Source organism: Geobacillus kaustophilus, assembly GCF_000948285.1.
Taxonomy (GTDB): Bacteria; Bacillota; Bacilli; order Bacillales; family Anoxybacillaceae; genus Geobacillus; species Geobacillus thermoleovorans_A.
Genome location: NZ_JYBP01000003.1, coordinates 3,125,796 through 3,149,780, shown reverse-complemented (window position 1 = coordinate 3,149,780; position 23,985 = coordinate 3,125,796). Strand labels below are relative to the sequence as shown.

Here is a 23,985-nt window from a genome sequence, read left to right as displayed (position 1 = left end):
TTCTCTTCCCCTTTTCGTCATCATGAGGAGGGATGATGGTGGAAAAGGTCAACATCACGCCGGCAGAGAAGACAGCGGCTGTTCCAGCCGTCCGGAAAAAGCGAAAATGGACGGCCGACCATTGGCTGGCAGCAGCGTTTTTAGCGCCATCGGTCATTCTGATTTTCTTGTTTGTCTACGGGTTTATCGCTTGGACAGGGTATGTGTCCTTGAGCAACTGGAATTCGCTCGTGCCGGATTGGTCGTTTGCCGGGTTGAAAAACTATTGGTATTTGTTTCATGATTTCCGCTTCCAAGCCGATTTGCGCAATACGCTTGTGTTTACGGTGCTGTTTATCGCCGCTGTCATTGTGCTCGGACAGTTGCTTGCCATTTTGCTTGACCAAAATCTGCGCGGCGAGTCGCTGTTCCGCAACATTTTCTTCTTCCCGATGGCCTTGTCATTTGTCGTCACCGGGGTCGTGTGGCAATGGCTGTTCAACCCGTCAACCGGCGTCAACTTGTTTTTAAAGCCGCTCGGCTTGGACTCCAAATGGTATACCGACACCACAATTCTCGGCGGATTTCATTGGGGCAAAATTGAATTCGGCATCCCGGTGGCCATCATTGCCGTCGTGGTTGCCGCCGTCTGGCAAATGACGGGATTTGCGGTTGCGATGTATCTCGCCGGCCTGCGCGCCATTCCGGATGAAGTGCGGGAAGCGGCGCGGATGGACGGAGCGACCGAGTTTCAATTGTATTGGAAAATCATTTTGCCGCTGTTGCGGCCGATTACTGTGAGCGTCATCATCATCATGGCCCATATTTCGCTGAAAATTTTCGACTTGATTTACGCCATGACCGGGCCGGGAGCGAACTTTGTCACCGATGTGCCGGGCGTGTACATGTTTGAAACGACGTTCCGCGGCAACTATTATGCGAACGGCGCGGCGATCGCGATCGTGATGCTGCTGTCGGTCGCCATCTTTATCGTTCCGTATCTCATCTCAAGCCGCAAGGGGGGATCGTGATGGCGAGATCCGTGTGGGCACGGCCGTTTTTGTATTTATTGGCCCTCGCCATGAGCGTGTTTTTCCTGTTGCCGGTGTATGTCATGATCGCAACGAGCTTGAAGCCGCTCGATGAAGTGACATTGGCCGACATGTGGAAGCTGCCGTCAACGATTGACTGGAGCAGCTACGCGACGGCGTTTGACAAGCTCGCCCCGAACTTTTGGAATTCGATTTTGCTCGTCGTGCCAGCGACGTTGTTATCCGCGCTGCTTGGGGCGCTCAACGGCTACGTGCTGTCGAAATGGAAGTTTAAAGGAGCGGATACGCTCTTTACGCTCATTTTGTTCGGCATGTTCATCCCGTATCAAAGCATTCTTATTCCGCTCATCCAGTTTTTGCGTGAAATCGGGCTGTACAACACGATCCCGGGGCTCGTGTTTGTCCATGTCGTCTACGGCATTCCGATTACGACGCTCATGTTCCGCAATTTTTACGCCGCGATACCGGATGAGATGATCGAATCAGCGAAAATCGACGGCGCTGGGTTTGTCCGCATTTTTCGTTATATTATGCTGCCGCTGTCGATCACCGGCTTTGTCGTTGTCGCCATTTGGCAGTTTACAAACATTTGGAACGAGTTTTTGTTCGCGGTGACGATCACGACATCGGACAAACAGCCGATCATGGTCGCCCTGCAAAACTTATCCGGCAGCCAAATCGTGCAATGGAACGTGCAAATGGCAGGCGCCTTGCTCGCTGCGCTGCCGACATTGCTCGTATACATCTTCCTCGGCAAATATTTTGTCCGCGGCTTGCTTGCCGGTTCGGTGAAGGGGTGAGCCAATCAGCAGTGTAGATCAACAAACCCGGCAGACAATAGAATCGATTGCACTATGTTTCAAAAAGCCGCTGATCAGCGGCTTTTTGTCATTGATGCCCCCTCCCTTTTTCTAGTAAGATAGATACAAGAAAAGAGCAGATGAAGAAAGCGAGGCGTACATATGATCCTAGGAGCGATTGAAGCTGGAGGCACGAAATTTGTCTGCGCCATCGGCGATGAACATGGGAACATCCATGAACGGGCGGTGTTTCCGACGACGGCGCCGGAAGAGACGATGGCGCACGTCATCGACTTTTTCCGCCCGCACCGCATCGAGGCGATCGGCATCGGGTCGTTCGGCCCGATCGATTTGCGCCCGGACAGCCCGACGTACGGGTGCATTACGAGCACGCCGAAACAGGCGTGGGCAAATTTCAATTTTGTCGGCGCGATGAAGCAGCATTTTCCTGTGCCAATCGGCTTTGACACCGACGTGAACGCGGCCGCGCTTGGCGAACAGCGCTGGGGGGCGGCGCGGGGGCTTGACAGCTGCCTGTACATGACGGTCGGCACCGGCATCGGCGTTGGGGCGGTCGTCGAAGGCCGCTTGCTGCATGGGCTCCTTCACCCGGAGATGGGCCACATTTTGGTCCGCCGCCATCCGGATGATGCGTTCGCCGGCGTTTGCCCGTACCATGGCGACTGCTTGGAAGGCATGGCGTCTGGTCCCGCGATTGAGCGGCGCTGGGGGAAAAAGGGGGCGGAGCTGACCGACCAGTCGGAAGTGTGGGAGCTTGAGGCGTTTTATTTGGCGCAGGCGGTCGCCAATTACATCCTTATTTTATCGCCGGAAAAGGTGATCATCGGTGGGGGCGTCATGAAGCAGACGCATGTGTTGCCGCTTGTGCGCCGCCATGTGCAGGAATTGCTTGGCGGCTATATTCAGCATGAAGCGATTCTCGAGAAGATCGATGAGTACATCGTCCTCCCAGGGCTTGGCGACAACGCCGGCATCGCGGGCGCGTTGGCGCTCGCTGCCCAAGCAAGAAAATAGCAGGGACGGCTGTCTATGGTTTTTAACAACAGAGCCATAGACAGCTATTTTTTTGACTAATCGTTCGACAGATATAGGTTTAATAATGACCGTTTAGTCAAAAAATATTGTTTTTTAGCACGAGTGTTGATTATCCAAAATTATACATACGCCTTCCATAAATTTGGGCATACTCAAACAAAGCAGCGGCCATCCCGGATTTCCAATCGAGAGGAAGCTGCCCAGAGAAAAAACGGCGAACGAACGAAATGAAGGAAAGAGAGACGTTCGTCTGTTTTTTGGTTTGATCATACAGCCATCGCAGCAACACATACGCGATGAACGCCGCAAACAGTTGGTTGTATACCGCATTTTCCGTCGTGCCAAACAAGGTCGGGACATTCAGATATTGCTTCACCCAACGGAAAAAGACCTCAACAGTCCAACGTTGTTGGTACATGTCGGCAATGGTTTCCGCAGACGCATGGAAGAGGTTCGTCACGACCCGAATGTCGCGGCCATTCGCATCTCGAAAGATCACCACCCGGTGACGCTTGGTGGAGCGGCATTGTTTCGTCCCCAACTGGCACGTGAAGTCGGCTTGAACCGATGAGGATGTGCTGGAAAGGCGTTTCAAGCTTTTTTTCTGATGAAGTTCGATGTTGTCCTTCATCCGAATGACAAAGAGCTGATGCTGCTCCACAAATCGATCGAGGCGTTCGATTTTGAAATACGCCCGGTCTTCCACCAGCACTTGTTGAGCGTTCGTCAACTGTTCTCCCACCGGGCCATCATGACGCAGTCCGATGGTTTCCACCACGTCTGCCGGCAACGAGGATTCCGGCGAATACGCGACGTGCAGCTTCACTCCGGCGCGTTCGCCGTGATACGGCGCCCATGGCAGGCGGTTTTTCCCGACCGTGACGGTCGTCGAATCCACCACCCGAAGCGGTTTGGGAAACCGAAGCGAACGGCGGGTTTGGCGGTTGCACTTGGAAATGATCAACGCCAACAAGCGTTTCATGATGTCATAGGGAACTTCTTTCGCTTTCTTGGATACAGTTGAATAATGGAATCGCGGCAATCCATACAGAGGCCCCACATCGGCTCCGTGGCGAAAGCTTTTCCATTGATGCATGGCGGCCAGCAGGAAGAAGTGAATCAACTCGCGCAACGTAAAGGTTCGAGACGAATCACGATACCCAACCGCTTCGGCAATCAGTTGAATCTCTTCATCCGAAACAAGTTTTTGCATCAAATTCGGGAGTGTGGTATGCTTGTTCATAGAGAGCACCTCCTGGGTTTGTTTGTGTCGCTACTCACATTCTACAGGAAAGGTGCTCTTTTTTCTATACCCTTTGGATTTTATTGGATAATCAACACGCCTGGTTTTTTAGTTGAATAATTTTATAATCATGGTTTATAATAATCTTGACTATTTGGTCATAGAACGTATGGAGGCGAGGACAATGGCCGATGTTCGAAGACTAGTCGAATGGCTCCGGCAGCGCGGTGTGCGGGCCGATTTTGTAAAGCCGCGCGCGTTGTTGGCGTCTTACCCGCAATGGCTAGCGGCGAACGGGAAAGGAATGAGTCGTTGCCATGGATGAACGGCGCGCCCAATTTATTGAGGCGGCAATGAAATTGTTTGCCGAAAAAGGGTATCATGAGACGTCGATTCAAGATTTGGTCGAGGCATGGGGCATTTCCAAAGGAGCGTTTTACCACCACTTCGCTTCGAAAGAAGAGTTGCTCTTGGCGGTGCTACGCTACTACAGTGAAAAAATGGTCGCGGATTTCATGGCGGACGGCGGGGAAGGGACGGAAAAAGAGCGGTTTGTACGCCAGCTGGCTGTCCATTTTTCTCACATTCGCGAGTACAAAGATTTTTTGCGTATGATGATGTCGGAGCAATTGCCGAAAGTCAATCCGGAAGTGGAACGGTATATGTTCCGCCAGCATGGGCGTCTTTTTTTATGGTATTGCACCCGTCTGGCGGAGGTGTATGGAGAGGCAGTCGGTCCGTATGTGTATGATGTCGCCATGATGACGAACGGCATGATCCGGCAATATTTGTTTTACTTCTTTTTTCGCGAGGAGGCGTTTGATGCGGACGAGGCGGCCCGTTTTCTCATGCGCCGCATTGATGCCATTGTCGCCAGCTTCACGGCTGATGAGCGCCCGCTTTTGACCGAGGAGGCGCTCGCGCCATGGATGAAACTGGAGGAGCGTGAGCGCGAGCGCCGCCGGGAGCGGTTGGCTTCGGCGTTTGCGGCCGTCCGGGAGGCCGCAAACGGGCTCGATCCGAAGCGGGCGAACGATGTGCTTGAGGCCGCGGCGGCGCTGGAGGAAGAGCTGCTTCGGCGCGATGAACCGCCGCGCGCTTATATCGTCGAAGCGATGCTTTTGTATTTGCGGCATCAACAGGCGCCTCGACTTGCGTCGGCTTTGGACGCACTGATCCAAGAAATGGAAGAGTATCAACGACTAAATGGATGGGAGAGAGGGTCATGGAAAAAGCGATAATAGCGCCAGCGAGCACCATTCGTCATCGCCCGCTGCTCATCGCCGGACTTATCATTGCGATGTTGTTTGCGGCGCTTGATGGAACGATCGTCGGCACGGCGATGCCGCGCATTGTCGGGGAACTCGGCGGGCTCGGCGTCATGACGTGGCTGACGACGGCATATATGTTGACGTCAACGACGGTTGTGCCGATCGCCGGCAAGCTCGCCGACTTATTGGGCCGTCGGCTTGTGTATATGAGCGGGCTTGTCATTTTTATGGCCGGATCAGCGCTGTGCGGCATGGCGAACGATATGACTGAGCTCATCATTTACCGCGGCATTCAAGGACTAGGCGGCGGGATTATGATGCCGATGGCGATGATTGTCATTGGGGATGTGTTCACCGGCAAAGAGCGGGCGAAATGGCAAGGGGTGTTCGGCGGCTTGTACGGCCTCGCCTCTGTGCTCGGTCCGCAAATCGGCGGCTTTATCGTCGACCATTTGACCTGGCGCTGGGTGTTTTACATCAATTTGCCGGTGGGAATTGTTGCGACGGTGTTGATTGCGATGGGATTAAGCAAATATAAAGCCGAGGGTCCAGTCAAATTTGACCTTGCCGGCATGGCGACGTTGACCGTGGGCGTCGTCAGCTTGCTTTTGGGGCTGACGTTTGGCGGCGACCGATATCCGTGGGGGTCGTGGCAAATCGTCTCTCTCTTTGTGGCCGCGTCTGTCTTTTTCGCTTTGTTCGTTTGGGCGGAAAAGCGAGCCGAGGAGCCGATCATTCCGCTTTGGTTGTTCCGCAATCGGACGTTTACGCTGCTCAATGGCATCGGCTTTTTCATGAGCGTCGGCATGTTTGGCGCGATTATGTTTGTGCCGTTTTTTATGCAAGGCATCATCGGTGTGAGCGCCACCCAATCCGGGACGATTATGACCCCGATGATGATCACGATGATTATCGGCAGCATCCTTGGCGGCCGCTTGGTGTACCGGATCGGGGTGAAAACGCAATTGATCGCTGGCATGGTCATTATGGCCGCGGCATTTGGCTTGCTTAGCACGATGGATGTCGATACGTCAAAATGGATGGCGACGTTCTATATGATTATTCTGGGGCTTGGCACTGGTTTGGTCATGCCGATTTTGACGCTCGCTTTGCAAGAAAGCTTCCCGAAATCAGAGCTTGGCGTTGTCACCTCTTCGAGCCAGTTTTTCCGTTCGATTGGCGGGACGTTTGGGATGACGGTGCTTGGCGCCATCATGAACCATCGCTCCAGCACCTTGCTTGATGAAAGGCTTATGCCGAAGCTTGAAGCGCTGCCGGAGCAGGCGAAGGGGCTTGTCGACCGCTTTGCCGATATGATTCATACCGACCCGCAAGGCTTGTATTCCGTCTTGCTCAGTCCGGAAGCGATGGCCAAGATTCCAGCGCCGCTTAGGGACATGTTTGTGCCGGTGCTGAAGCAGTCGCTTGTCGATTCCCTGCAATCCGTCTTTTTGTTCGGGCTCGTGTTTATCGCGGTGGGCTTGTTGTTGGTGTTCGGTTTGAAAAGGATCACCTTGTCTGATCGGACCGAGGCGATGAAGCAGTTGAAGCAGGCAGAGGGGAAGGCCTAGCGGCATGCGAATGAAGAAAAGAAAACGGCGGACCGCGCCTCATTCGCTCAGGCGGCGGACCGCCTTTCTGTTTGACGGCGACGAACAAAACTCCCCCGGAGCGATGAGACATCCGGGGGTGAGGTGCCAATGGAAGCCGGCGGCTCGCTCCGTGCGGCCCATTTCGCCAGGCGGTTTCGCATCGACGTGATGCCCGGCGCATGGCGGTTTCACGGTGACGATCCGCAATGGCTGGTTACGTTGCGCCCGCATCCGCGCTTTGGCCGAAGACGCGCGAGCGGGTGAGAAAGCGGACGCCTTCCGGGCCTTCGAGCGAAAACATGCCGCCGCGCCCGGGGACGACGTCAATGATGAGCTGCGTATGCTTCCAATATTCGTATTGCGCCTTAGAGATGTAAAACGGGCAGCCGCCGATTTCGCCAAGCAAAACATCGGAATCGCCGACGATCAACTCGCCGAGCGGGTAGCACATCGGCGAGCTGCCGTCGCAGCAGCCGCCGGATTGGTGGAACATGAGCGGACCGTATTTCGCCTTTAATTTTTCAATCAATTCTAACGCTGCTTCGGTGGCGATGACTTTCGGTTCATCAGGCATCGGATGCACCTCCTTTCGCATCATGGCCAAAGACAGGCTCCTAGAGCAGCTCTGCTGGATTCGTCGAATGGAACGGCTGCTGCGTCGTTTTCCATTCCATCATCAAAAGGCGTTTGCGTGGTTTTGGCGGCGACGGATGCAACAGTGGGCAAAAGGCAGCGCCGGCGCGCTGCCTTTTGCCCGTATGAAGAGCGGGTGGGCCAATGTTAGAACAACCCGAGTTTTTTCGGAGAGTAGCTAACAAGCAAGTTTTTCGTTTGTTGGTAATGGTCGAGCATCATTTTGTGCGTTTCGCGGCCGATGCCGGACATCTTGTAGCCGCCAAACGCCGCGTGGGCCGGATAGACGTGATAGCAGTTCGTCCAGACGCGGCCGGCTTGGATGCCGCGGCCGAAGCGGTACGCGGTGTTGATGTCGCGCGTCCAGACGCCGGCGCCAAGGCCGTACAGCGTTTCATTGGCGATCGAAAGCGCTTCGTCATGATCTTGAAACGTCGTGGCCGCGAGCACCGGGCCGAAAATTTCTTCTTGGAAAATGCGCATTTTGTTATGCCCTTTGAAAACGGTCGGCTTGACGTAATAGCCGCCGGCGAGTTCCCCTTCAAGCATGTTCCGCTCGCCGCCGATCAAGAGCTCAGCTCCTTCTTGTTTGCCGATATCAATATATGACAAAATTTTCTCGAGCTGTTCGGAGGAGGCTTGGGCGCCGATCATCGTTTCCGTATCGAGCGGATTGCCTTGCTTGATTTGCTTGACGCGCTCAAGCGCCCGTTCCATAAAGGCATCGTAAATCGACTCGTGGATGAGGGCGCGCGACGGGCATGTGCACACTTCGCCTTGGTTTAGAGCGAACATCGTAAACCCTTCGAGCGCTTTATCGAGAAACTCGTCGTCTTTGTCCATCACATCAGCGAAGAAAATGTTCGGGGACTTGCCGCCAAGCTCAAGCGTGACCGGCACGATGTTTTGCGAGGCGTATTGCATGATGAGCCGTCCGGTCGTCGTTTCACCGGTGAACGCCACTTTCGCCACGCGCGGATTCGAGGCGAGCGGTTTGCCGGCTTCTAGGCCAAAGCCGTTGACGATGTTGACGACGCCAGGTGGAAGCAAATCTTCAATGAGTTCGATGAGAACGAGGATCGACGTCGGCGTTTGCTCCGCCGGTTTCAAGACGACGCAGTTGCCGGCCGCGAGCGCTGGAGCGAGTTTCCAGGCCGCCATTAAAATCGGGAAGTTCCACGGGATGATTTGCCCGACGACGCCGAGCGGTTCTTTGAAGTGATAGGCGACCGTGTCGTGATCGATTTCCGAAATCGTGCCTTCTTGCGCGCGGATGCAGCTGGCGAAGTAGCGGAAATGGTCGATCGCGAGCGGAATGTCAGCCGCGAGCGTCTCGCGGATCGGCTTGCCGTTTTCCCATGTTTCCGCGACAGCGAGCATTTCCAAGTTCTCTTCCATTCGATCGGCAATTTTGTTCAGCAAACGGGCGCGCTCGGCTGGAGACGTGCGTCCCCATGCGTCTTTTGCCGCATGGGCGGCGTCAAGCGCCAGTTCGATGTCCGCCGCTTTGGAGCGCGGCACTTCGCAATACGGCTGCCCGGTGATCGGCGTGATATTTTCGAAATACTCGCCGTCGACCGGCGGCACCCATTTGCCGCCGATGAAGTTTTCGTAGCGCTTTTTGAACGTGACAAGCGCGCCTGGCTGGCCTGGTTGTGCGTAGATCATACCCGACTCCTCCTCCATTTAAGTTTTTTGTATTCGCTTACAAAAGAAATAATATTATAAAAATTCTTTCTCATGAATACAATATCATGGCTGGACAATACTGTCAAATCGAAAATGCCAATGCGGCAGTATAGATGGTGATGAGAAAAGGCGCCCCGTTGCGTTTGGGGCACCCTTGGTTAGCTTCAAGGACTTCGATCGACGGTTTGTCCATCAATCGACTTCCAGACCTTCAAGCAAGCGGCTCGCGTAGACGCTGCAAAGATGATGGAACACTTCGATCGCCTCGTTCGGATCAGCGGCAAAAAAGGTGCTTGCGGCCGCTTCGTTTTCCTCGCGGACGAACTCGAGCAAAAAATCGGTGGCGATCCGGTTGAACAAAAGAAGGGCGCTGTAGGAGCGCTCAAGCTGGCGTTTCCGCTCGAGCGGGTCGTCGATGGACAAAAACGGACGCTCATAGCGGGCCGTCATCTCCGACAAGCGGCGCTGGATTTTGCGCTGGGCGTCCGCGAGCATCGCCTCGATCGTCTCTGGCGACAAAAACGTTTGCTCGCGCAGCATATAGCCCCAAATTTGCTTGAGCGCATGGGCCGATTCGCTCGCAAACGCGATGTTGCCGAGCAGATCGGCAGCGTATTGCTCGTCGTCATCGGTTTGAATGCGCAGCTTCATAATGATTTCAAGCACATCGGAATGAATTTTTTCTTTCCGCCATGATTTCGTCAGTTCATGAAGCAAGACGGAAAGCGAGTGCGTCAATTCTTCTTTCGTCATGATCAGCCAGTCCTTTCTCAGCAACATCGTTCCTTTTCTCATTGTATCATGACGGCTGTCTATTTGAACGCTCTCCCACCTACGCTTCGAGGTGGGATCTTCTTGGGAGCATCTGCCCCACGGCAGGTTGTTGATCAAGCCATCCCCATGCGCCCTGCGGTTCTGCTGTTCTCACTTATGCTGATCGCGTGAAAGAGGGGGTCTTCTCGGTTAGAGATGATGCATACAAGCAAGAACGTTTTGCATAGCGTTGGCCTATTTTTTCTCTTTGGAGGTAAGCCAAGGCGTGAAACCAATCGCTTTACAGACGCGCATGGGCCTAAAAGCGGTGTTGTTCGCTCCTTCAATGGTTGAAAAAATGCGGCGGTCTATGTTTCGATTGCTGAATGACAAGAGTTGACGTATGATGGAGGCAAAGACGATCGAAATAATGGAGGCGGGGCGGCATATGCTTGAAGAGAAAAAAGAAAGGGGAGAGAAGATGAAACCGGTTCGTTTGCGCGGCCATCATTTGCTTTGTGTGCACGGATTTCGCGGCATGGGCTACAGCCTGTCGTTTGTGGAAAAAATGTGGGAGATCGTGGCCCGCATTCGCGACGAAAACGACGATTTTCTGATTGAAGTCGTCGCGGCGCTCGATGAGGCGTGCCTCGCTTGCCCGCATCATGGGGAAACGGCGTGTGAAGCCGGACCGGATTCGGATGCCCACGTCCGTTCGCTCGATGGAAACGTCATTCGCCATTTAGGCTTGGAACCGGGCAACGTGTATTGGAAGTCCGAACTGATCCGGCGGACGGCGGAACGGGTCAAGCCGGATGATTTGGACGAGTTGTGCCGCCACTGCTCGTGGCTGCCGTACGGCGTCTGCAAAGAAGGAATCGCCAACGTCCGCCGCGGCAATGTAGCGCAAACGTGAGAAGGATGTCATTTTCGGAAAAAGCAGCGAAGGACGATGGAAACACGGTGCTGCGCTGAACCATCACCCGTTCGTCAAGGCGGGGAGTGTGTTGCAGCGCTGTCTTTCCGACATGTCTCCATCTGTTTTGAAGGGATTCATGGCCGGCGATGGCGACGGTTTTGGACGTCCGCGGAAATTTCTAAAAAATGAATGGTTCCATGGGCGGGAAAATGTGATATGATAAGCAATTATAGAGACTTTCGACAGAAAGGGTCATGAACGATGAAGGTAGCCAAATTCGGTGGAAGTTCGGTGGCGAGCGCCGCGCAGTTCCGCAAAGTGGCCGATATCATCAGTTCGGATATCGAGCGCCGCATCGTCGTCGTGTCGGCGCCCGGAAAACGGTACAAAGACGATGTGAAAGTGACCGATATGCTCATCCAGCTGGCCGAACAAGTCGCGGCTGGCGAGCCGCATGGGGAAACGATGGAAGCGATCGTGAAGCGGTACGCTGACATCGCCAATGAGCTGGGGCTGGAAGCTGACAGCTTTTTGGCCGAGCTTGTCGATGACTTGCAGTCGAAAATCAGCGCCTATCGAAGCGAGCCGCCTCGGTTGTTTGACGCCATGAAAGCGAGCGGCGAAGACCATAACGCAAGGCTCATGGCGCTTTATCTGCAAGATCGCGGGCTTGAGGCGAGCTACGTCAGCCCGCTTGAAGCGGGCATTATCGTCACCGATGAGCCAGGCAACGCCCAAGTGCTTCCAGAGTCTTATGACAAACTGAAGCAGCTGCGCGAACGGCGCGGCGTTTTGGTCATTCCAGGATTTTTCGGCTATTCCCGATCCGGCCATATCGTCACGTTCCCGCGCGGCGGATCGGATATCACGGGCTCGATCGTCGCCGCAGGCGTCAAAGCGGACGTGTACGAAAACTTTACTGACGTCGACTCGATTTATTGCGTCAACCCGTCGATCGTCGCCGATGCCCGCAAGTTGAAAGAAATCACGTACCGCGAGATGCGTGAGCTGTCGTATTCCGGATTTTCCGTCTTTCATGACGAGGCGCTCGAGCCGGTCTATCGCGCCGGCATTCCCGTTTGCGTGAAAAACACGAACAACCCGGCCGCTCCAGGGACGTGGATCGTCGCCAAGCGCAACCATATCGACGAACCGGTCGCCGGCATTGCGAGCGACACCGGCTTTTGCAGCATCAACATCAGCAAATACTTAATGAACCGTGAGATTGGCTTTGGCCGGCGCGTGCTGCAAATTTTAGAAGACGAAGGCATCTCCTACGAACATACGCCGTCCGGCATCGACAACATGTCGATCATTTTGCGGGCGGATCAGCTCGCGGACGGAAAAGATGAGCGCATCCTCGCCCGCATCCGCGAAGAGCTGGCGGTCGATGAGGTGACGATTGAGTACGGCTTGGCGCTCATTATGGTCGTCGGCGAAGGGATGGAAAAAACGATCGGGATGGCGGCGAAAGCCACCACCGCGCTCGCCAACGCCAACATCAACCTAGAGATGATCAACCAAGGTTCATCTGAAGTGAGCATGATGTTCGGCGTGAAGGAAGAAGTCGTCAACGAGGCGGTTCGCGCCTTGTACAACGCCTATTTCCAACAGGCAACCGTAAGCCGCCTTTCCTAACGCGAAACAGGCGTCCGAAACTCGGGCGCCTATTGTTATGCACCGAGAAGCCCCACTTTCACGCGATCAGCGGAAGGGGGGATGGATCAGCGTCTTCCATCATGAATGTTCCCCCAACGCCGCCCAAAATATATTGAAAGAAGGACGTCGTTGAGACAGCCAAATCGCAGGGACAGACCGGGGATGGCTTGGCTGGCAGAGCCTGCCGTGGGGCAGGCGTCCCCAACAATCTTCCGCCTCTAAAAGGCCGGTGAAAAACCGTCATTTCCTCTAAACCGATGATTCTTGAGTGGCGAGCAGAGCAACACTTATAAGGTTTCTCAATTTGAGAAGTGACATGATTGAACCTCATTTTCTGTTAAATCACCAGTCTTCTAAGCGTTTGTGTAGACGGGTGAGCATTCAAGCGCTCTAAGCCGGACTTTCTTCTTTTTTCGCTGGTTGGCGTACATAAGAGCGGCATGTTCGGAAAATACTACCAATGTACGCCAAAGAAAGCGGAAGGGAGGAAGAGCGAATGCGGCAATGGCTGGGAATGGCTGTGCTTGTCGCTGTTTTCGCTTCGTTTCCGGCTGAGGCGGCGGCCATCAGCCGAAGCGAGCTTGAGCAGTACGCCGAGAGCGTCGGCTGGACGGTGAGCGACCTGTTGGCTTATTTGGATCAATACGGCTTGACGATCGCCGATTTTCGCACGATGGATGAGCTGAAACAATGGCTTGGCACGCCCATCACCGACGAGCAGCTTCACGCCGTGCTGCGCCAGCACGGACTGACGGTCGAGGAGCTCGAGGCGCTGCTTGGCCAGTTTGGTGAAACGGTGCAGGACTACACATTTGTCGAAGACTTAGACCGGGCCATTCGTTTTTACTCGCAGCACAATGCCGCCATGCAGCAAATCAACGACTTGCTTGGGGCCATTGGGATGACGGAACAGGAAGTGCGCGCCTTCATCCGCCATATGGCCTCGCTTGACGACCCGCAGTTAGCTGGGCGGCTTTTGGCGCTTCGTGAGCGGCTGCGCCCATTTGCGGAGACGGAAGGGCCGTGGACGGAAACAGAGCGCCGCCAACTGCGGGCGATATGGGAAGAGGGGCTTCGCTTGCTCGAGCTTAAGGCGAACCTTCCATCTGACGGGTCGGGCATAAAGGAGGCAGGGGCGGAGCCGATCCGCGTCCGACTGTACAACCGCCGAGGCGAGGAGGTCGCTGATATCGCCATAACGCGGGAGATGTTGACATCGGGCTACATCGTCCGCGTTGGGGAGAAAGGCATTGACGCCGGGCTGCTCGCTGTCGAGATGAAAGGAAAGATGTATGGGGAAAAACTGCCGGAGACGGCGTCGCCGTATTTAACCCATACATTGGCCGGGCTGCTGCTCGCTTCCGCCGGCTTCCTTCTTTACCGGCAGGTCGGGCGGCTGAAAGGGTGAAGGAAAGTGAACGGCAAGCCCACGCGGTTTTCGTGGAAGCGCCGGGCCGCCCAATGGGCGGCGCTGGCGGCGATCGTCATCGGAACGGCGATGGCTGGATGGAACGGTTATTGGTACACTGTCGGCCGGATGGCGGTCAAGCGGGATGCCCCTCAGCCTTCCTCACCGCCGGCCGCAAGCCTTCCAGCCGAACGTTCGGCGCAAAAAGACGCGCCGCTTGGCGTCTACCTTGGCGAACTCGCCATTCCGAAGCTCGGGGCGGCGATTCCGGTGTATGAAGGCGTCCGCGAACAAGAATTGCGCCGTGGTGTCGGCCATTATCCGGCGAGCGATTGGCCGGGGGAAAAAGGGCATGTCGTGTTATCCGGGCACCGCGATACTGTGTTCCGCCGCTTTGGCGAGCTTGAGATCGGCGATGCGCTCATCATTCGGACAACCCGCGCTGCCATTCATTACCGCATCATCAACATCCGCATCGTCGATGACGACGACCGAACCGTTTTGGTCGACAAAGCGCGCCCGACGTTGACGGTGACGACGTGCTACCCGTTTCGCCTCATCGGCCGCGCCCCGAAGCGCTGCATCGTCACCGCCCGCCCGGTCCGGGTTGATGCCGTGGTGTTTCCAAGAGAATGATCCACTTGCCTGCAGGAAGGCAAACAAAAAGGCTGGAAAGCGCGCTCTCCAGCCTTTTACCTTTTTCGTTCATGCGGCGCCTTGGCGTCGATTCGCTCATGCATTTGCTGGCGAAACTCTTGAAGCAGCGCCTCGCCTTGCAGCCCTTTCTTGACAAGACCGGCCAGCACGGCTTCCGCCAAATGGGTGCGCCGCGGGATCATGAGCCCTTCCATCAAGACGCTGATATGGCCATTCATTTTCGTGATCGAACGGACGGCGACGAGCATGTTGGCCGGGTCGTTGCTCGTGTGGGTGATCGTCACTTGCAATTGAAACTCCGGCCGCCGCTGCAGGCTCACAAACATCGGCTCATAGTCGTCATCCAAATACGCCTCTACGAGCCAGCGGTTTTGCCCGTCTTCTTTGTTGATGATCAGCCCGTCAATAAATGGGATGTCTTGGCGGTGCATCCCGTCGTCGATGACCGAGAGCCCGACAAGCTTGAACGTTTTCATCTCGTCCACCTCGTTACCGTTGTCTTATCCAAGATTATAGCACAGGCGGACGGGGGAAGAAAAACGGGATGCCGTCCCTGTTGCTGAAAAACGATCTGCATTTTTTCCGTCGGATGGCAAAAACGCCATTTTGCCCCGTCATTGTCGACGAAGATTTCGCCTTTTTCGCGATATTGATTCATAGATCGCGCAAAAAAATGCAAAAATCGCGATTTTACGGCAAAAAACGGGATCCGTTATCATAAAGATGCGGTGGAGGAAAGGGGGGGATGCGCCGACACATGATCAACCAAGTCATATTGGTCGGCCGGTTGACGAAAGACCCAGAGCTTCGCTACACGGCCGAAGGAGCCGCGGTCGCGACCGTCACGCTGGCGGTGGCGAGAAATTTCCGCAACGCGGAAGGAGGGATTGATGCCGATTTCGTTCCGTGCGTTTTATGGCGGAAAACGGCGGAGCATACCGCCAATTATTGCCGAAAAGGCTCGATGGTGGCGGTGACGGGGAGAATTCAGACGCGCCGCTACGATAAAAAAGACGGTCAACGCGTCTATGTCACCGAAGTCGTCGCACAGTCCGTCCAATTTCTTCACTCCGGAAAGAAACCAGAATGGCCGGAGCACGTATAGTCGTTTCCCCATACACGCCTTTCAAAGCGAATCCCCAAGAGAAAGAACGTGTCCCCAAATACTCCCCAACTGATGGCGCTAGCACATCGTTGTTAGCGCTTTTTTCAGCATTGGGGAGCTAAATGAGCTCGGAGCACTCTTTCACGATCGTCACGATCATCGTTTCGACATGTTTCCGCTTTTTATCCGGCAGCTTCGCGAGCGCGTACACCGCTTCGCTCATCTCCCGGCTCCGGAGCAAGTAATCCAACGCCGCGAGCGCCGTTTCGTGCACGTCCGCCGTTCCGTACACGTCCGTCACTTCGCGAAGCAGCTCGCGCTGGCGCGTTTCGCCGCCAAGCAAAAAATCGGCGCTGACGTCAAACAACTGGCATAGCTTCTCAAGCGACTGCACATCCGGAAGCAAGCTGCCGTTTTCCCATTTGCTGATTTGCGAACGCGACACGTTCAGCTGCTCGGCCAACTCTTCCTGTGTCCAGCGCCGTTGTTTCCGCAATCGTTTGAGCGTCTCCCCAAGGTTTATCATCGTTCGTCACCACGCTTTTCATCATTACTCTTTAAAGATAGAAAAGCATGGAGTCAATAACCGTTCCTTTTTAGACCGTTTATCTTTTTGTTTCAAAATCAGAACGAATTTGTCGGTTATTCCGTCGTTCGGCATCTTTTTTGCCCAGGAAAGACATAGTACAATTAGTTAAAAATGGGAAATTTATAAGCAAAAAGAGGGGGTCAAGGTGAACATTTATCTTGCCGATTTTGTCATTTGTGAACGAAACGGGCAGAAGCATACGCAAAAAATGTACCATATCTACATTAAGGAAATGAAAAATCCGTTTTCCGTTCGGCTGAAAACGATCGCCCCGGCCAGTTTCACCGATTCACTCCGCTCGCTGAAAAACGAAGGTGGACGGATGCGATTTTCGTCTGAAGGCGAGGCGCTGTTTCGCACGATCACGTGCTCGTCCGAAGCTCAGCTCTATTTTGTGTTTAAATGCACGAGCCAGTTGTACATGTTTATCGTCAAGCTCGACCTTCGCCAAAAAAAGTTTACCGTCGCCCTCTACGAGTGGAACGAACCGAAGCAAAAATACATCCCGATCCGCGTTGACGAATGGCTGGCGATGGAAAAACAGCTCATTTATGAAGTGCTGCAGTCGATTTATCTTGTCGATGATCGGCGTGTGTCGCACTTGTTCGCCAATCTGTCGCGTCCGAAACGAAAAATATAACATCCCGGCGTCTAGCAACCCCTCCCTTGTTTTTTCCAAGTAGAAAAAACGTTTCCTTTCGCGGTAAATGTTCGCTATACTTAAAATTAAGAACATTGTCGTTTTTTTGCCGTGAGCTGGCCATGCAGACGATTCGAAACAGGAAAAGCTAGGATAAAAAAGAAACAGAACGATGAAGGGAGAGGGTGCAACCGTGAAACCGAGCCATATCATTTTCACCGCTGCGATGGCTTCAGCGTTCTTTTTGGCGCCGGATGACAGCCAAGCGGCGGAATGGAAAAAAGGCATGAGTTCCCCTGAAATCAAACAGCTCCAGCAGCGCTTGAAAGAAAAAGGCTTTTTCACGTATCCGCAAGCGACCGGCTACTTTGGCGCAATCACTGAAGAAGCGGTCAAAGCGTTCCAACGGGCGATGAATTTGCCGGCCACCGGCATCGTCGATGACGCCACCTACGCTAAGCTCAAAAGCGCGCCTGCGTCAAACGACGCGTTGGCAGTCGGTTCGCGCGGCGCGGCCGTCAGCGATTTGCAGCGCCGGCTGAAACAGCTCGGCTATTTTCGCTACCCACAAATCACCGGCTACTATGGAGCGGTGACCGCGGATGCAGTGAAGCAGTTTCAGCGGGCGAACGGGCTTCCCGAAACCGGGCGGGCGGATCAGACGACGCTTGAACGGCTTGAGCAGGCAACCAACCAACAGGTTGATGTTGTATTGCCTTCGTTGGCCACATTAAAAATCGGTTCGCGCGGCTCTCAAGTCAGCCAGCTGCAAACCAACCTAAAGCTTCTTGGCTATTTTACATATCCAACGATCACTGGGTATTATGGAACGATTACCGCAGATGCGGTTCGCCGCTTCCAAAAAGACAACGGTTTGCCGGCAACCGGCTCGGCTGACGAGGTGACGTTTACGCGCATTGCCGATGCAACAAAGAAAAAAACCACCCCGCCAGCTGAAGGTAACCGCCCCGCCATACATTTGACCATCGGTGCACGCGGCGAAGAGGTCGAGCGTGTGCAGGCGAAATTGAAACAGCTCGGCTATTTTACATATCCCATGATTACGGGCTATTACGGAACGATTACTGCGGATGCGGTTCGCCGCTTCCAAAAAGACGCAAAACTCCAAGTGACCGGCGTCGTCGACAGCACGACGTACGAGCGCCTTATTGGCCAAGCCCCTGCCACCAAGCTCGACGTCATCGAACTTGTTGCTGATGCGGCCGAGCTACTCGGCGCTCCGTACGTTTGGGGCGGCGATACGCCGGAAGAGGGATTTGACTGCAGTGGCTTCATTTTCTACCTTTTCCAGCAACAAGGCGTCACCGTGCCGCGCACCGTCGCCTTGATGTGGAATGCGGGCACGGCCGTTTCCGCCCCGGAAGTCGGCGACATCGTCTTTTTCGCCACGACAACCAACGGCCCATCGCACGCCGGCATCTATATCGGCAACGGCCAGTTCGTCCACAGCGGCGCCTCCACTGGAGTGACGATCAGCCGCCTGGACCAATCGTATTGGAAGCAGCGGTATTTAGGGGCGAAACGATTGTTCTAGCATGCCAAAACGGCCACGATGATCAAGTGAGGAGGAACAGAAAATGAAGCATGCATCGCGAATGGCGGCCGCCGTCTGCCTCGCCGCCGCCATCGCCCTCGGAGGAAATGGGCAAACGGCTGACGCCGCCGTCCAATGGGGGCAAGTCCAATGGAAACAAGGGATGATCGGCAAAGTCGTCATTTTGCGCGACACGTCCCTGTACCGCCTGAACGGAACGACATGGCAGCCCGCCATGACAGCGAAACAAGGGCGCGAGTATCGCGTCTACAGCCAAAAACGGGCAGGCGGCGCCGTCTATTACAGCCTCGGCGGCGGGCTGTATGCCAAACAAGGGGACGCCATCCAGTACGTGCCGTTCACAAAAGACGAGCTTCTCGCCCTTGTCACCCGCTCATTGAAAGGGCAGTACATTCTGCAGGCAGGAAATGAATCCGTCCTGTTTGTCATCGAGCGGCAAAAAGGCAGCCGTCTGTTTGGCTGGTACTTATACGGCAAAAATATGTCCTTGCCGATCGAAGGGCGCATCAGCGACTCCACTGTGACGCTTGATATTTACTTTAACGACAATGTTGAGGCCATTGCCGATTCGATCTCTTACTTGAAGGCGTACAATGTGCCGAAAGACGAAATCGAAAAAATTGCCGAGCAGCTTGCCAACAGCAGAGATTACCAAATGCAGCTGCAATTTTCCATCACGAACAGCCCGGAACAATTTTCAGGCCAGTTCCACTTTCTTGATTTGTACTTGGACGGCCGCTATGACGTCGTCAAAATGGCGCTCGGCCAACCGATGAACGTCACGGTGAAGAAAAACGATTGATGTTTTTTACAAAACGAAACCCATTAATCTGCAAAAATATCGTTCTAACATTCTGATTTCCAGCATATTCATATCAATGCCGCCATTGATGGAAATAATTTCAACGCCATATTCTCTAAAAAACCTGTGGTGCTAGTTGAGCGCTAGCGCTCAACTAGCTCTAGTGTGACCAGGGAATACACCAACAAGATGCCATCGAGCGCCACCTCAAACCCGGCCACGGAATTCGCCCGAATGTCGGTTGATCCGGTATTGATCCACGAGAATCGCCTTTGCGTTTTTTCTTGATCCATTCTTCCCATGTGTCGGATGAGTGGTGTTTTGGATTGTGTCGGGATGGTGTCCAAAACGCGACCCGGTGTTTTTCGTACAGTTTTTCCCGAAGAGCACGGCTGATGCATCCTTTGTCTCCCATGTTGCGGGGATGAGGGATTTGGGTCATCACCGTTTCGGCCGCTTTGACGCCGCGGCAAGACGCTTCCGTCACGACATAGCCCATGGGCAGCCCTTGATCCGTCACTTGAAGATGCAATTTGAATCCGTAGCACCATTGTTTTTTGGAAGCACAATACCCCATATCTGCGATCCCTCGAAATCGCTTCACGCGTTGCATTCTTGCGGGATGGCACAACGGGAGGGGCAAACTGTCGACGATGGCCTAAGCATGATGCTGGCCGCGTTTCGCCCGTTTCATGACGGATCCATTTGACCGCAAAGCCAAGCGCCCGGCAGCGTCGGTTATACCGGGACCGTTCAAGAAATCGACGACCATGGGGGACCAATTGCCCGTGACAAAGCGATGCCAGGTTCGTTCGGAAGAAAAGCCCAGCAGCTTCCCCAAAAGGTGAACCGCTATGACCACTTCGTCTTCTTGCTTGACCAAGTGACGGCTGCGGCGATGAAGATACATTTGAATCAACGACAGTTGGGCAGAAACAAAACAGAAAATGGCGGCATATTGTTTTTGCAGTTTGGCTTGATCTGTAGTAAAATGAAAGTGCTCTTGCATGGGGATTCTCCTTTCGAGTGTTTGTTGGCACTTTCATTCTACAGGAGATCCGCAGGCAAGGGCTATTTTTATGCTTGTCGGATTTCATCTATATACATGCTCATTAAAAAGTTAACTTTCGTATAACCGGTGCACACTCCGGTTATCCTGTTCCCAAGGAAACCTATGGAAAAGGAGCGGGATCATTCATGAAACGTCTCAACATCACCCATGATCACGGATGGACGCCACGGACGCTTCGCAAACAGGAACGGAAAATCAAAAACGCGCTTCTTCGCCAACGGGTGATGGCCGTTCGCTTGGTCATGGAAGGTTATTTGGGCAAAGAGGCGGCCTCCATGGTCAACGTGTGCCAACAAACCGTTTCCCATTATGTGCCGCTGTTCAACGAAGGCGGTCTGGAGCTCTTGCTTCATCGGGATTTCGCCCCCGGACGGGAGCCGTTTCTTACCGAAGAACAGCAGGAAGAGATCAAACAGCTTGTGTTGACCGCCACTCCCGCGGAACTGGGCTGGGACGCCGCTTCGGCGTGGAACACCAAACTCCTGCAATCCTATGTCGAAAAGCACTTTGGTGTTTGCCTTTCCCGTGAAGCGCTGCGAAAACTCCTGCACCGTCAAGGTCTGTCATGGACTCGCCCTGCGTACACGCTGGCGAAAGGGAATCCGGATGAGCAAAAGCAATTTGAAAAGCAAATGGATTTGATAAAAAAAACTTGATCACCAAGGAGACAGAAGATGCCGTTCTTCTGTACATCGATGAAACGCATATCCGCTCTTATCATGTCTTGCGATCCACTTGGTCCGAGGTCGGCCGTCAAAAACGTGTGCCGACATTCGGCCATCATGCCCATGTTTCGGTATTTGGCGCGGTGAACGTCCACGATGGGGACATCGTGCTTCACCAAGCAGAAGCCGCCAACGCCGCGACATTCTTGGATTTCTTGCGCCTGCTCAAAGAGCGGCATCCCAACCGGATCATTGCGCTCGTCTTGGACAATGCCCGGATTCATCACGCTCGAATGGTGAAGGACTTTTTGCGAGAAGAAGGACAATGTTTTCATTTCCTGTATCTGCCGCCCTGCTCGCCGCAGCTCAACCCGATCGAGCGTTTGTGGAAATGGCTGAAGGATACGGTGATCGCCAACGCCTTTCACAAAGACCGCCACGAGATCCTGCAAGCGGTTCAACGATTTGCTCATTACATTCAGGAACGCCCGGAGGAAGTGTTGCGGCGCTTGGGGTGTTCCGCGTAATCGAAAAGTTAACTTTTCAAGGTGCATTTATATAGATAAAATCAGACGAACATAAAAATAGTCCTTGTATGAAAATCTCCTTTTAGAATGAAAGTGCTCACCTAACATTAGAAAGGAGACGAAAAGATGAAGGTGCTCGAGTACCCCTTTGCCGTTGCACCCATTTTTCATTTGATTGCAAACAAATCGATGGAAGCAGGCTTGCATTTATGTGATGGCAATGCGAAACAAACAGTGCAGTTGTTTATGAATGATACGGCTTCCGAGAAAGGAAAGAAGCGCATCGGGGCCATACAATTATGAAGGAAGCAACGATTACGCAACGAAAGAGCCCCATATCGTCAGTTGGAGGTTCGAACGAGCGTCGCTTCCGGATGGCCTCAAACAAGACTTAGAGGCGATCACCGCGTTTCGCAGAGATCAAAACGAAGGCCCGTCCATCAATCCAAGCGCCCAGTCGATAGCCTTTAAGTTTGAAGCGTTGACGGATGCCGCCAAAGAAACGATTGAGGCGATTACTGCCGTTCTTAAGAAGCATGCAAGAAGTTGAAATGGTTACGTGCCTGTCGCTTTTCGATGGATGGGACGGTGTGGCTAAGGCGGAGGTTGAAAGGGAAACGGGGGATTAGGAATGGCGCATGTATTTCAAATCAAAACAAAACCGCATGGGTTTCAGCGGTACGACGAATTTATTCGTGACCAGGTCATTGGGATTGGTTGGCCGCTGATTGGCAATTTGGACGGCATAAGCAAAGATGAATTGAGAGAGCGATTGCGCAACGTGTACCATTATTCGGGGGCGAAGCTTGGCAACGCTCTTGGCGCGATCTGGGCATTTGTAAACACGATGGAACAAGGGGATATCGTGTTGGTTCGTAATGGAGCATTGCTCAGCATCGGGATCGTCGGCCCCTATCGCTACGTGAAACATCTTGACAATGATAACGATGGGTTTTGCCATCAACGGTCGGTTGAGTGGAAGGTCATGAATGAAAACGTTCGCTTGTATAATGAGAAAGTGCATGAAACATTGCGGAACCCGGGAGTTGTGACAAAAAGCAAATATACTGTACACGAACTTCAATTAGGGATTTAATTGTGAACCAGGAATGTTTGAGACATATATGAAATGGTTCAACGGTCGAAAATAGTCATTTCGCCTCGCTTCCTCGCGAAGAAAATCATGGTACAATCATGATAAAGGTACGGCTAAGGAAACTTAGCGTCACAAAGCTACAGGGGCTAAGGGGAAACCTATGCCAGCCAGCTGCCATTACCAAAAAAATAAAGGAGGAATTGGTAATGTTAAAGAAAGGATGGCCGATTTTGGTGGCGTCGATGCTCGTCGCCTCTCCGACGTGGGCGGCCGCCAAACCTGCAGGCAAAGCGCATGAACGCGAGATGACTGTGAAGAAAGTGGAAATCGTCATCAAGAAGCAGACGGAACAAAAGGAAACAGAGGCGAAGAAAAAACAGGAAACGTCCAAGCAGCAAAAAATGCTTGCGCAAAAGTTGGCGCAGTTAAATAAAAAAGTAAGCCAAATTGAAGAGCGGCTAGACAAAGTGACCGCTCACATTCAAGCGTTAAGTGAAGCGGAACCGGCAACGGACACGCGAGCCTCGCCGGGGCCTGCTGATTCGGCGTCAACGGGCGAGCCGTCCACTTCTCAACCGACAGCCACAGCAGCAACTGACGCTCCGAGCGGACAAGCCGTAGCGGCCAATGACGCTGCAGCTCCGGCTTCCAGCGGGCAAACTGTAACAGAGGCGCCGTCTCCGACTTCTCAACAGCCTGTTGATGAGGATCAAGCGGAGCTCGATGAGGAAAAACAAGAGCAAATCGATGGCCTCATCGGCCAGCTCATCGCGCTGTCCAACCAGCTGCGGGCGGTGACGAATGAAATTCGCGCCCTTGAAAAGAAAGTCGGCGCCAACAACGCAGACATTCAGAAGGTAAAAGAAAAAGTCCATGCGTTGAACGAACAAGTTCAAGCGAACAAAAAGGCGTTGCTCAATTTGCTTTTGCTATAGAGATAAGGAAGGGCGCTAGTGGAGGGCGCTCTTCTTTGTATTGCAATGGCGATTTTCTATTTTTGTTTGGGCTGCTTCTTTTCTTGCTCTTTTAGAAAAGACAGTTCTTAAAGGCGTATTCTTTCTGCGGATAATGGATTATTTGAACAGCTTTTCTCCTTCCTTATCTACTCCTCTTAACGATGCGTGTTATGCCTTTAATGTCGGCTGTCATTCCTTCTTTCCCTATCTTCCAACGGTTTTTTTTGATGTGTTCTGCTAATGTCG

At 53.5% G+C, this 23,985-nt stretch carries 25 protein-coding genes, 1 pseudogene and 1 riboswitch; of the genes and pseudogenes, 19 read left to right on the top strand and 7 right to left on the bottom strand.

Translation table 11 applies throughout. The annotated features are described in order from the left end of the window. The first annotated feature begins 38 nt into the window (after positions 1-38). The 3 genes from LG52_RS16220 (at position 39) to LG52_RS16210 (ending at position 2,866) form a co-directional block, all read left to right on the top strand. Positions 39-1,010, top strand: a complete 972-nt coding sequence (locus tag LG52_RS16220; protein ID WP_044733329.1) for a carbohydrate ABC transporter permease — start codon at positions 39-41, stop codon at positions 1,008-1,010. After that, positions 1,010-1,831, top strand: coding sequence for a carbohydrate ABC transporter permease (locus LG52_RS16215; protein WP_044732732.1), 822 nt, complete (start codon positions 1,010-1,012; stop codon positions 1,829-1,831). The genes LG52_RS16220 and LG52_RS16215 overlap by 1 nt, the downstream gene beginning before the upstream one ends. A 162-nt stretch (positions 1,832-1,993) precedes the next feature. Continuing rightward, positions 1,994-2,866: an ROK family protein gene (locus LG52_RS16210; protein ID WP_044732731.1), complete on the top strand. Its 873-nt coding sequence runs from the start codon at positions 1,994-1,996 to the stop codon at positions 2,864-2,866. Between the two features lie 130 nt (positions 2,867-2,996). Here LG52_RS16210 and LG52_RS16205 read toward each other — a convergent pair whose 3' ends face one another. Then, a complete protein-coding gene (locus LG52_RS16205; protein ID WP_015375695.1) occupies positions 2,997-4,130 on the bottom strand; it encodes an IS4-like element IS5377 family transposase in 1,134 nt (377 codons plus the stop codon). Between the two features lie 184 nt (positions 4,131-4,314). On the opposite strand from LG52_RS16205, the gene LG52_RS20415 reads away from it, so the two are divergent. Genes LG52_RS20415 through LG52_RS16190 form a run of 3 tightly spaced genes read left to right on the top strand, consistent with a single transcriptional unit; the run spans position 4,315 to position 6,972 of the window. Next, complete coding sequence (locus LG52_RS20415) at positions 4,315-4,455, top strand: hypothetical protein (protein WP_044732730.1); 141 nt, start codon at positions 4,315-4,317, stop codon at positions 4,453-4,455. Beyond that, positions 4,448-5,371, top strand: coding sequence for a TetR/AcrR family transcriptional regulator (locus LG52_RS16195; protein WP_044732729.1), 924 nt, complete (start codon positions 4,448-4,450; stop codon positions 5,369-5,371). Before LG52_RS20415 ends, LG52_RS16195 begins: the two co-directional genes overlap by 8 nt. Continuing rightward, entirely contained in the window at positions 5,356-6,972 is a 1,617-nt protein-coding gene (locus LG52_RS16190; RefSeq protein ID WP_044732728.1) for an MDR family MFS transporter, read from the top strand. The genes LG52_RS16195 and LG52_RS16190 overlap by 16 nt, the downstream gene beginning before the upstream one ends. Positions 6,973-7,207: 235 nt before the next feature. Here LG52_RS16190 and LG52_RS16185 read toward each other — a convergent pair whose 3' ends face one another. From LG52_RS16185 to LG52_RS16175, 3 genes are all read right to left on the bottom strand, one after another. Then, on the bottom strand, positions 7,208-7,567 hold the full coding sequence (locus tag LG52_RS16185; RefSeq protein ID WP_011232669.1) for a DUF779 domain-containing protein: 360 nt from the start codon (positions 7,565-7,567) through the stop codon (positions 7,208-7,210). 206 nt (positions 7,568-7,773) lie between these two features. After that, on the bottom strand, positions 7,774-9,294 hold the full coding sequence (gene adh, locus LG52_RS16180) for an aldehyde dehydrogenase (protein WP_044732727.1): 1,521 nt from the start codon (positions 9,292-9,294) through the stop codon (positions 7,774-7,776). 213 nt (positions 9,295-9,507) lie between these two features. Continuing rightward, entirely contained in the window at positions 9,508-10,095 is a 588-nt protein-coding gene (locus LG52_RS16175; protein WP_044732726.1) for a hypothetical protein, read from the bottom strand. A gap of 454 nt (positions 10,096-10,549) precedes the next feature. On the opposite strand from LG52_RS16175, the gene LG52_RS16170 reads away from it, so the two are divergent. The 4 genes from LG52_RS16170 (at position 10,550) to LG52_RS16155 (ending at position 14,690) form a co-directional block, all read left to right on the top strand. After that, a complete protein-coding gene (locus LG52_RS16170; protein WP_044733328.1) occupies positions 10,550-10,984 on the top strand; it encodes a DUF1284 domain-containing protein in 435 nt (144 codons plus the stop codon). A 264-nt stretch (positions 10,985-11,248) separates the two neighbouring features. After that, the gene (locus tag LG52_RS16165) at positions 11,249-12,625 is read left to right on the top strand and encodes an aspartate kinase (RefSeq protein WP_044732725.1); all 1,377 of its coding nucleotides are present in this window, start codon (positions 11,249-11,251) and stop codon (positions 12,623-12,625) included. Positions 12,626-13,142: 517 nt separating this feature from the next. Next, complete coding sequence (locus LG52_RS16160; protein ID WP_044732724.1) at positions 13,143-14,054, top strand: processed acidic surface protein; 912 nt, start codon at positions 13,143-13,145, stop codon at positions 14,052-14,054. A 6-nt stretch (positions 14,055-14,060) separates the two neighbouring features. Beyond that, positions 14,061-14,690: a class D sortase gene (locus tag LG52_RS16155; RefSeq protein WP_044732723.1), complete on the top strand. Its 630-nt coding sequence runs from the start codon at positions 14,061-14,063 to the stop codon at positions 14,688-14,690. Between the two features lie 56 nt (positions 14,691-14,746). On the opposite strand, the gene LG52_RS16150 is transcribed toward LG52_RS16155, so the two are convergent. Beyond that, positions 14,747-15,187, bottom strand: coding sequence for a YwpF-like family protein (locus LG52_RS16150; protein WP_044732722.1), 441 nt, complete (start codon positions 15,185-15,187; stop codon positions 14,747-14,749). Positions 15,188-15,456: 269 nt separating this feature from the next. On the opposite strand from LG52_RS16150, the gene ssb reads away from it, so the two are divergent. Next, positions 15,457-15,816, top strand: coding sequence for a single-stranded DNA-binding protein (ssb, locus tag LG52_RS16145; RefSeq protein WP_197071913.1), 360 nt, complete (start codon positions 15,457-15,459; stop codon positions 15,814-15,816). 118 nt (positions 15,817-15,934) lie between these two features. On the opposite strand, the gene LG52_RS16140 is transcribed toward ssb, so the two are convergent. Beyond that, positions 15,935-16,342, bottom strand: coding sequence for a helix-turn-helix domain-containing protein (locus LG52_RS16140; RefSeq protein WP_044732720.1), 408 nt, complete (start codon positions 16,340-16,342; stop codon positions 15,935-15,937). 208 nt (positions 16,343-16,550) lie between these two features. Here LG52_RS16140 and LG52_RS16135 point away from each other — a divergent pair, with 208 nt between their 5' ends. The 3 genes from LG52_RS16135 (at position 16,551) to LG52_RS16125 (ending at position 19,423) form a co-directional block, all read left to right on the top strand. Further along, positions 16,551-17,045: a hypothetical protein gene (locus tag LG52_RS16135; RefSeq protein ID WP_044732719.1), complete on the top strand. Its 495-nt coding sequence runs from the start codon at positions 16,551-16,553 to the stop codon at positions 17,043-17,045. A gap of 193 nt (positions 17,046-17,238) precedes the next feature. After that, complete coding sequence (locus LG52_RS16130; RefSeq protein ID WP_044732718.1) at positions 17,239-18,600, top strand: peptidoglycan-binding protein; 1,362 nt, start codon at positions 17,239-17,241, stop codon at positions 18,598-18,600. Positions 18,601-18,643: 43 nt separating this feature from the next. After that, positions 18,644-19,423, top strand: coding sequence for a hypothetical protein (locus tag LG52_RS16125; protein WP_044732717.1), 780 nt, complete (start codon positions 18,644-18,646; stop codon positions 19,421-19,423). Between the two features lie 143 nt (positions 19,424-19,566). Here the strand turns inward: LG52_RS16125 and LG52_RS16120 are convergent. Further along, a pseudogene (locus LG52_RS16120) lies at positions 19,567-20,432 on the bottom strand (IS982 family transposase). Positions 20,433-20,620: 188 nt separating this feature from the next. Between LG52_RS16120 and LG52_RS20410 the strand changes: the two are divergent. From LG52_RS20410 to LG52_RS16095, 5 genes are all read left to right on the top strand, one after another. Further along, positions 20,621-21,151, top strand: a complete 531-nt coding sequence (locus LG52_RS20410) for a helix-turn-helix domain-containing protein (protein ID WP_044732716.1) — start codon at positions 20,621-20,623, stop codon at positions 21,149-21,151. After that, on the top strand, positions 21,148-21,687 hold the full coding sequence (locus LG52_RS20405) for an IS630 family transposase (protein ID WP_044732715.1): 540 nt from the start codon (positions 21,148-21,150) through the stop codon (positions 21,685-21,687). The genes LG52_RS20410 and LG52_RS20405 overlap by 4 nt, the downstream gene beginning before the upstream one ends. Before the next feature lie 126 nt (positions 21,688-21,813). After that, positions 21,814-21,990, top strand: a complete 177-nt coding sequence (locus LG52_RS20690; protein WP_231578548.1) for a hypothetical protein — start codon at positions 21,814-21,816, stop codon at positions 21,988-21,990. A gap of 328 nt (positions 21,991-22,318) precedes the next feature. Continuing rightward, on the top strand, positions 22,319-22,783 hold the full coding sequence (locus tag LG52_RS16100; RefSeq protein ID WP_044732714.1) for a hypothetical protein: 465 nt from the start codon (positions 22,319-22,321) through the stop codon (positions 22,781-22,783). A gap of 96 nt (positions 22,784-22,879) precedes the next feature. Further along, positions 22,880-22,962, top strand: a riboswitch (cyclic di-GMP riboswitch). Between the two features lie 27 nt (positions 22,963-22,989). Next, complete coding sequence (locus LG52_RS16095) at positions 22,990-23,718, top strand: hypothetical protein (RefSeq protein ID WP_044732713.1); 729 nt, start codon at positions 22,990-22,992, stop codon at positions 23,716-23,718. The last annotated feature ends 267 nt before the right edge of the window (positions 23,719-23,985 follow it).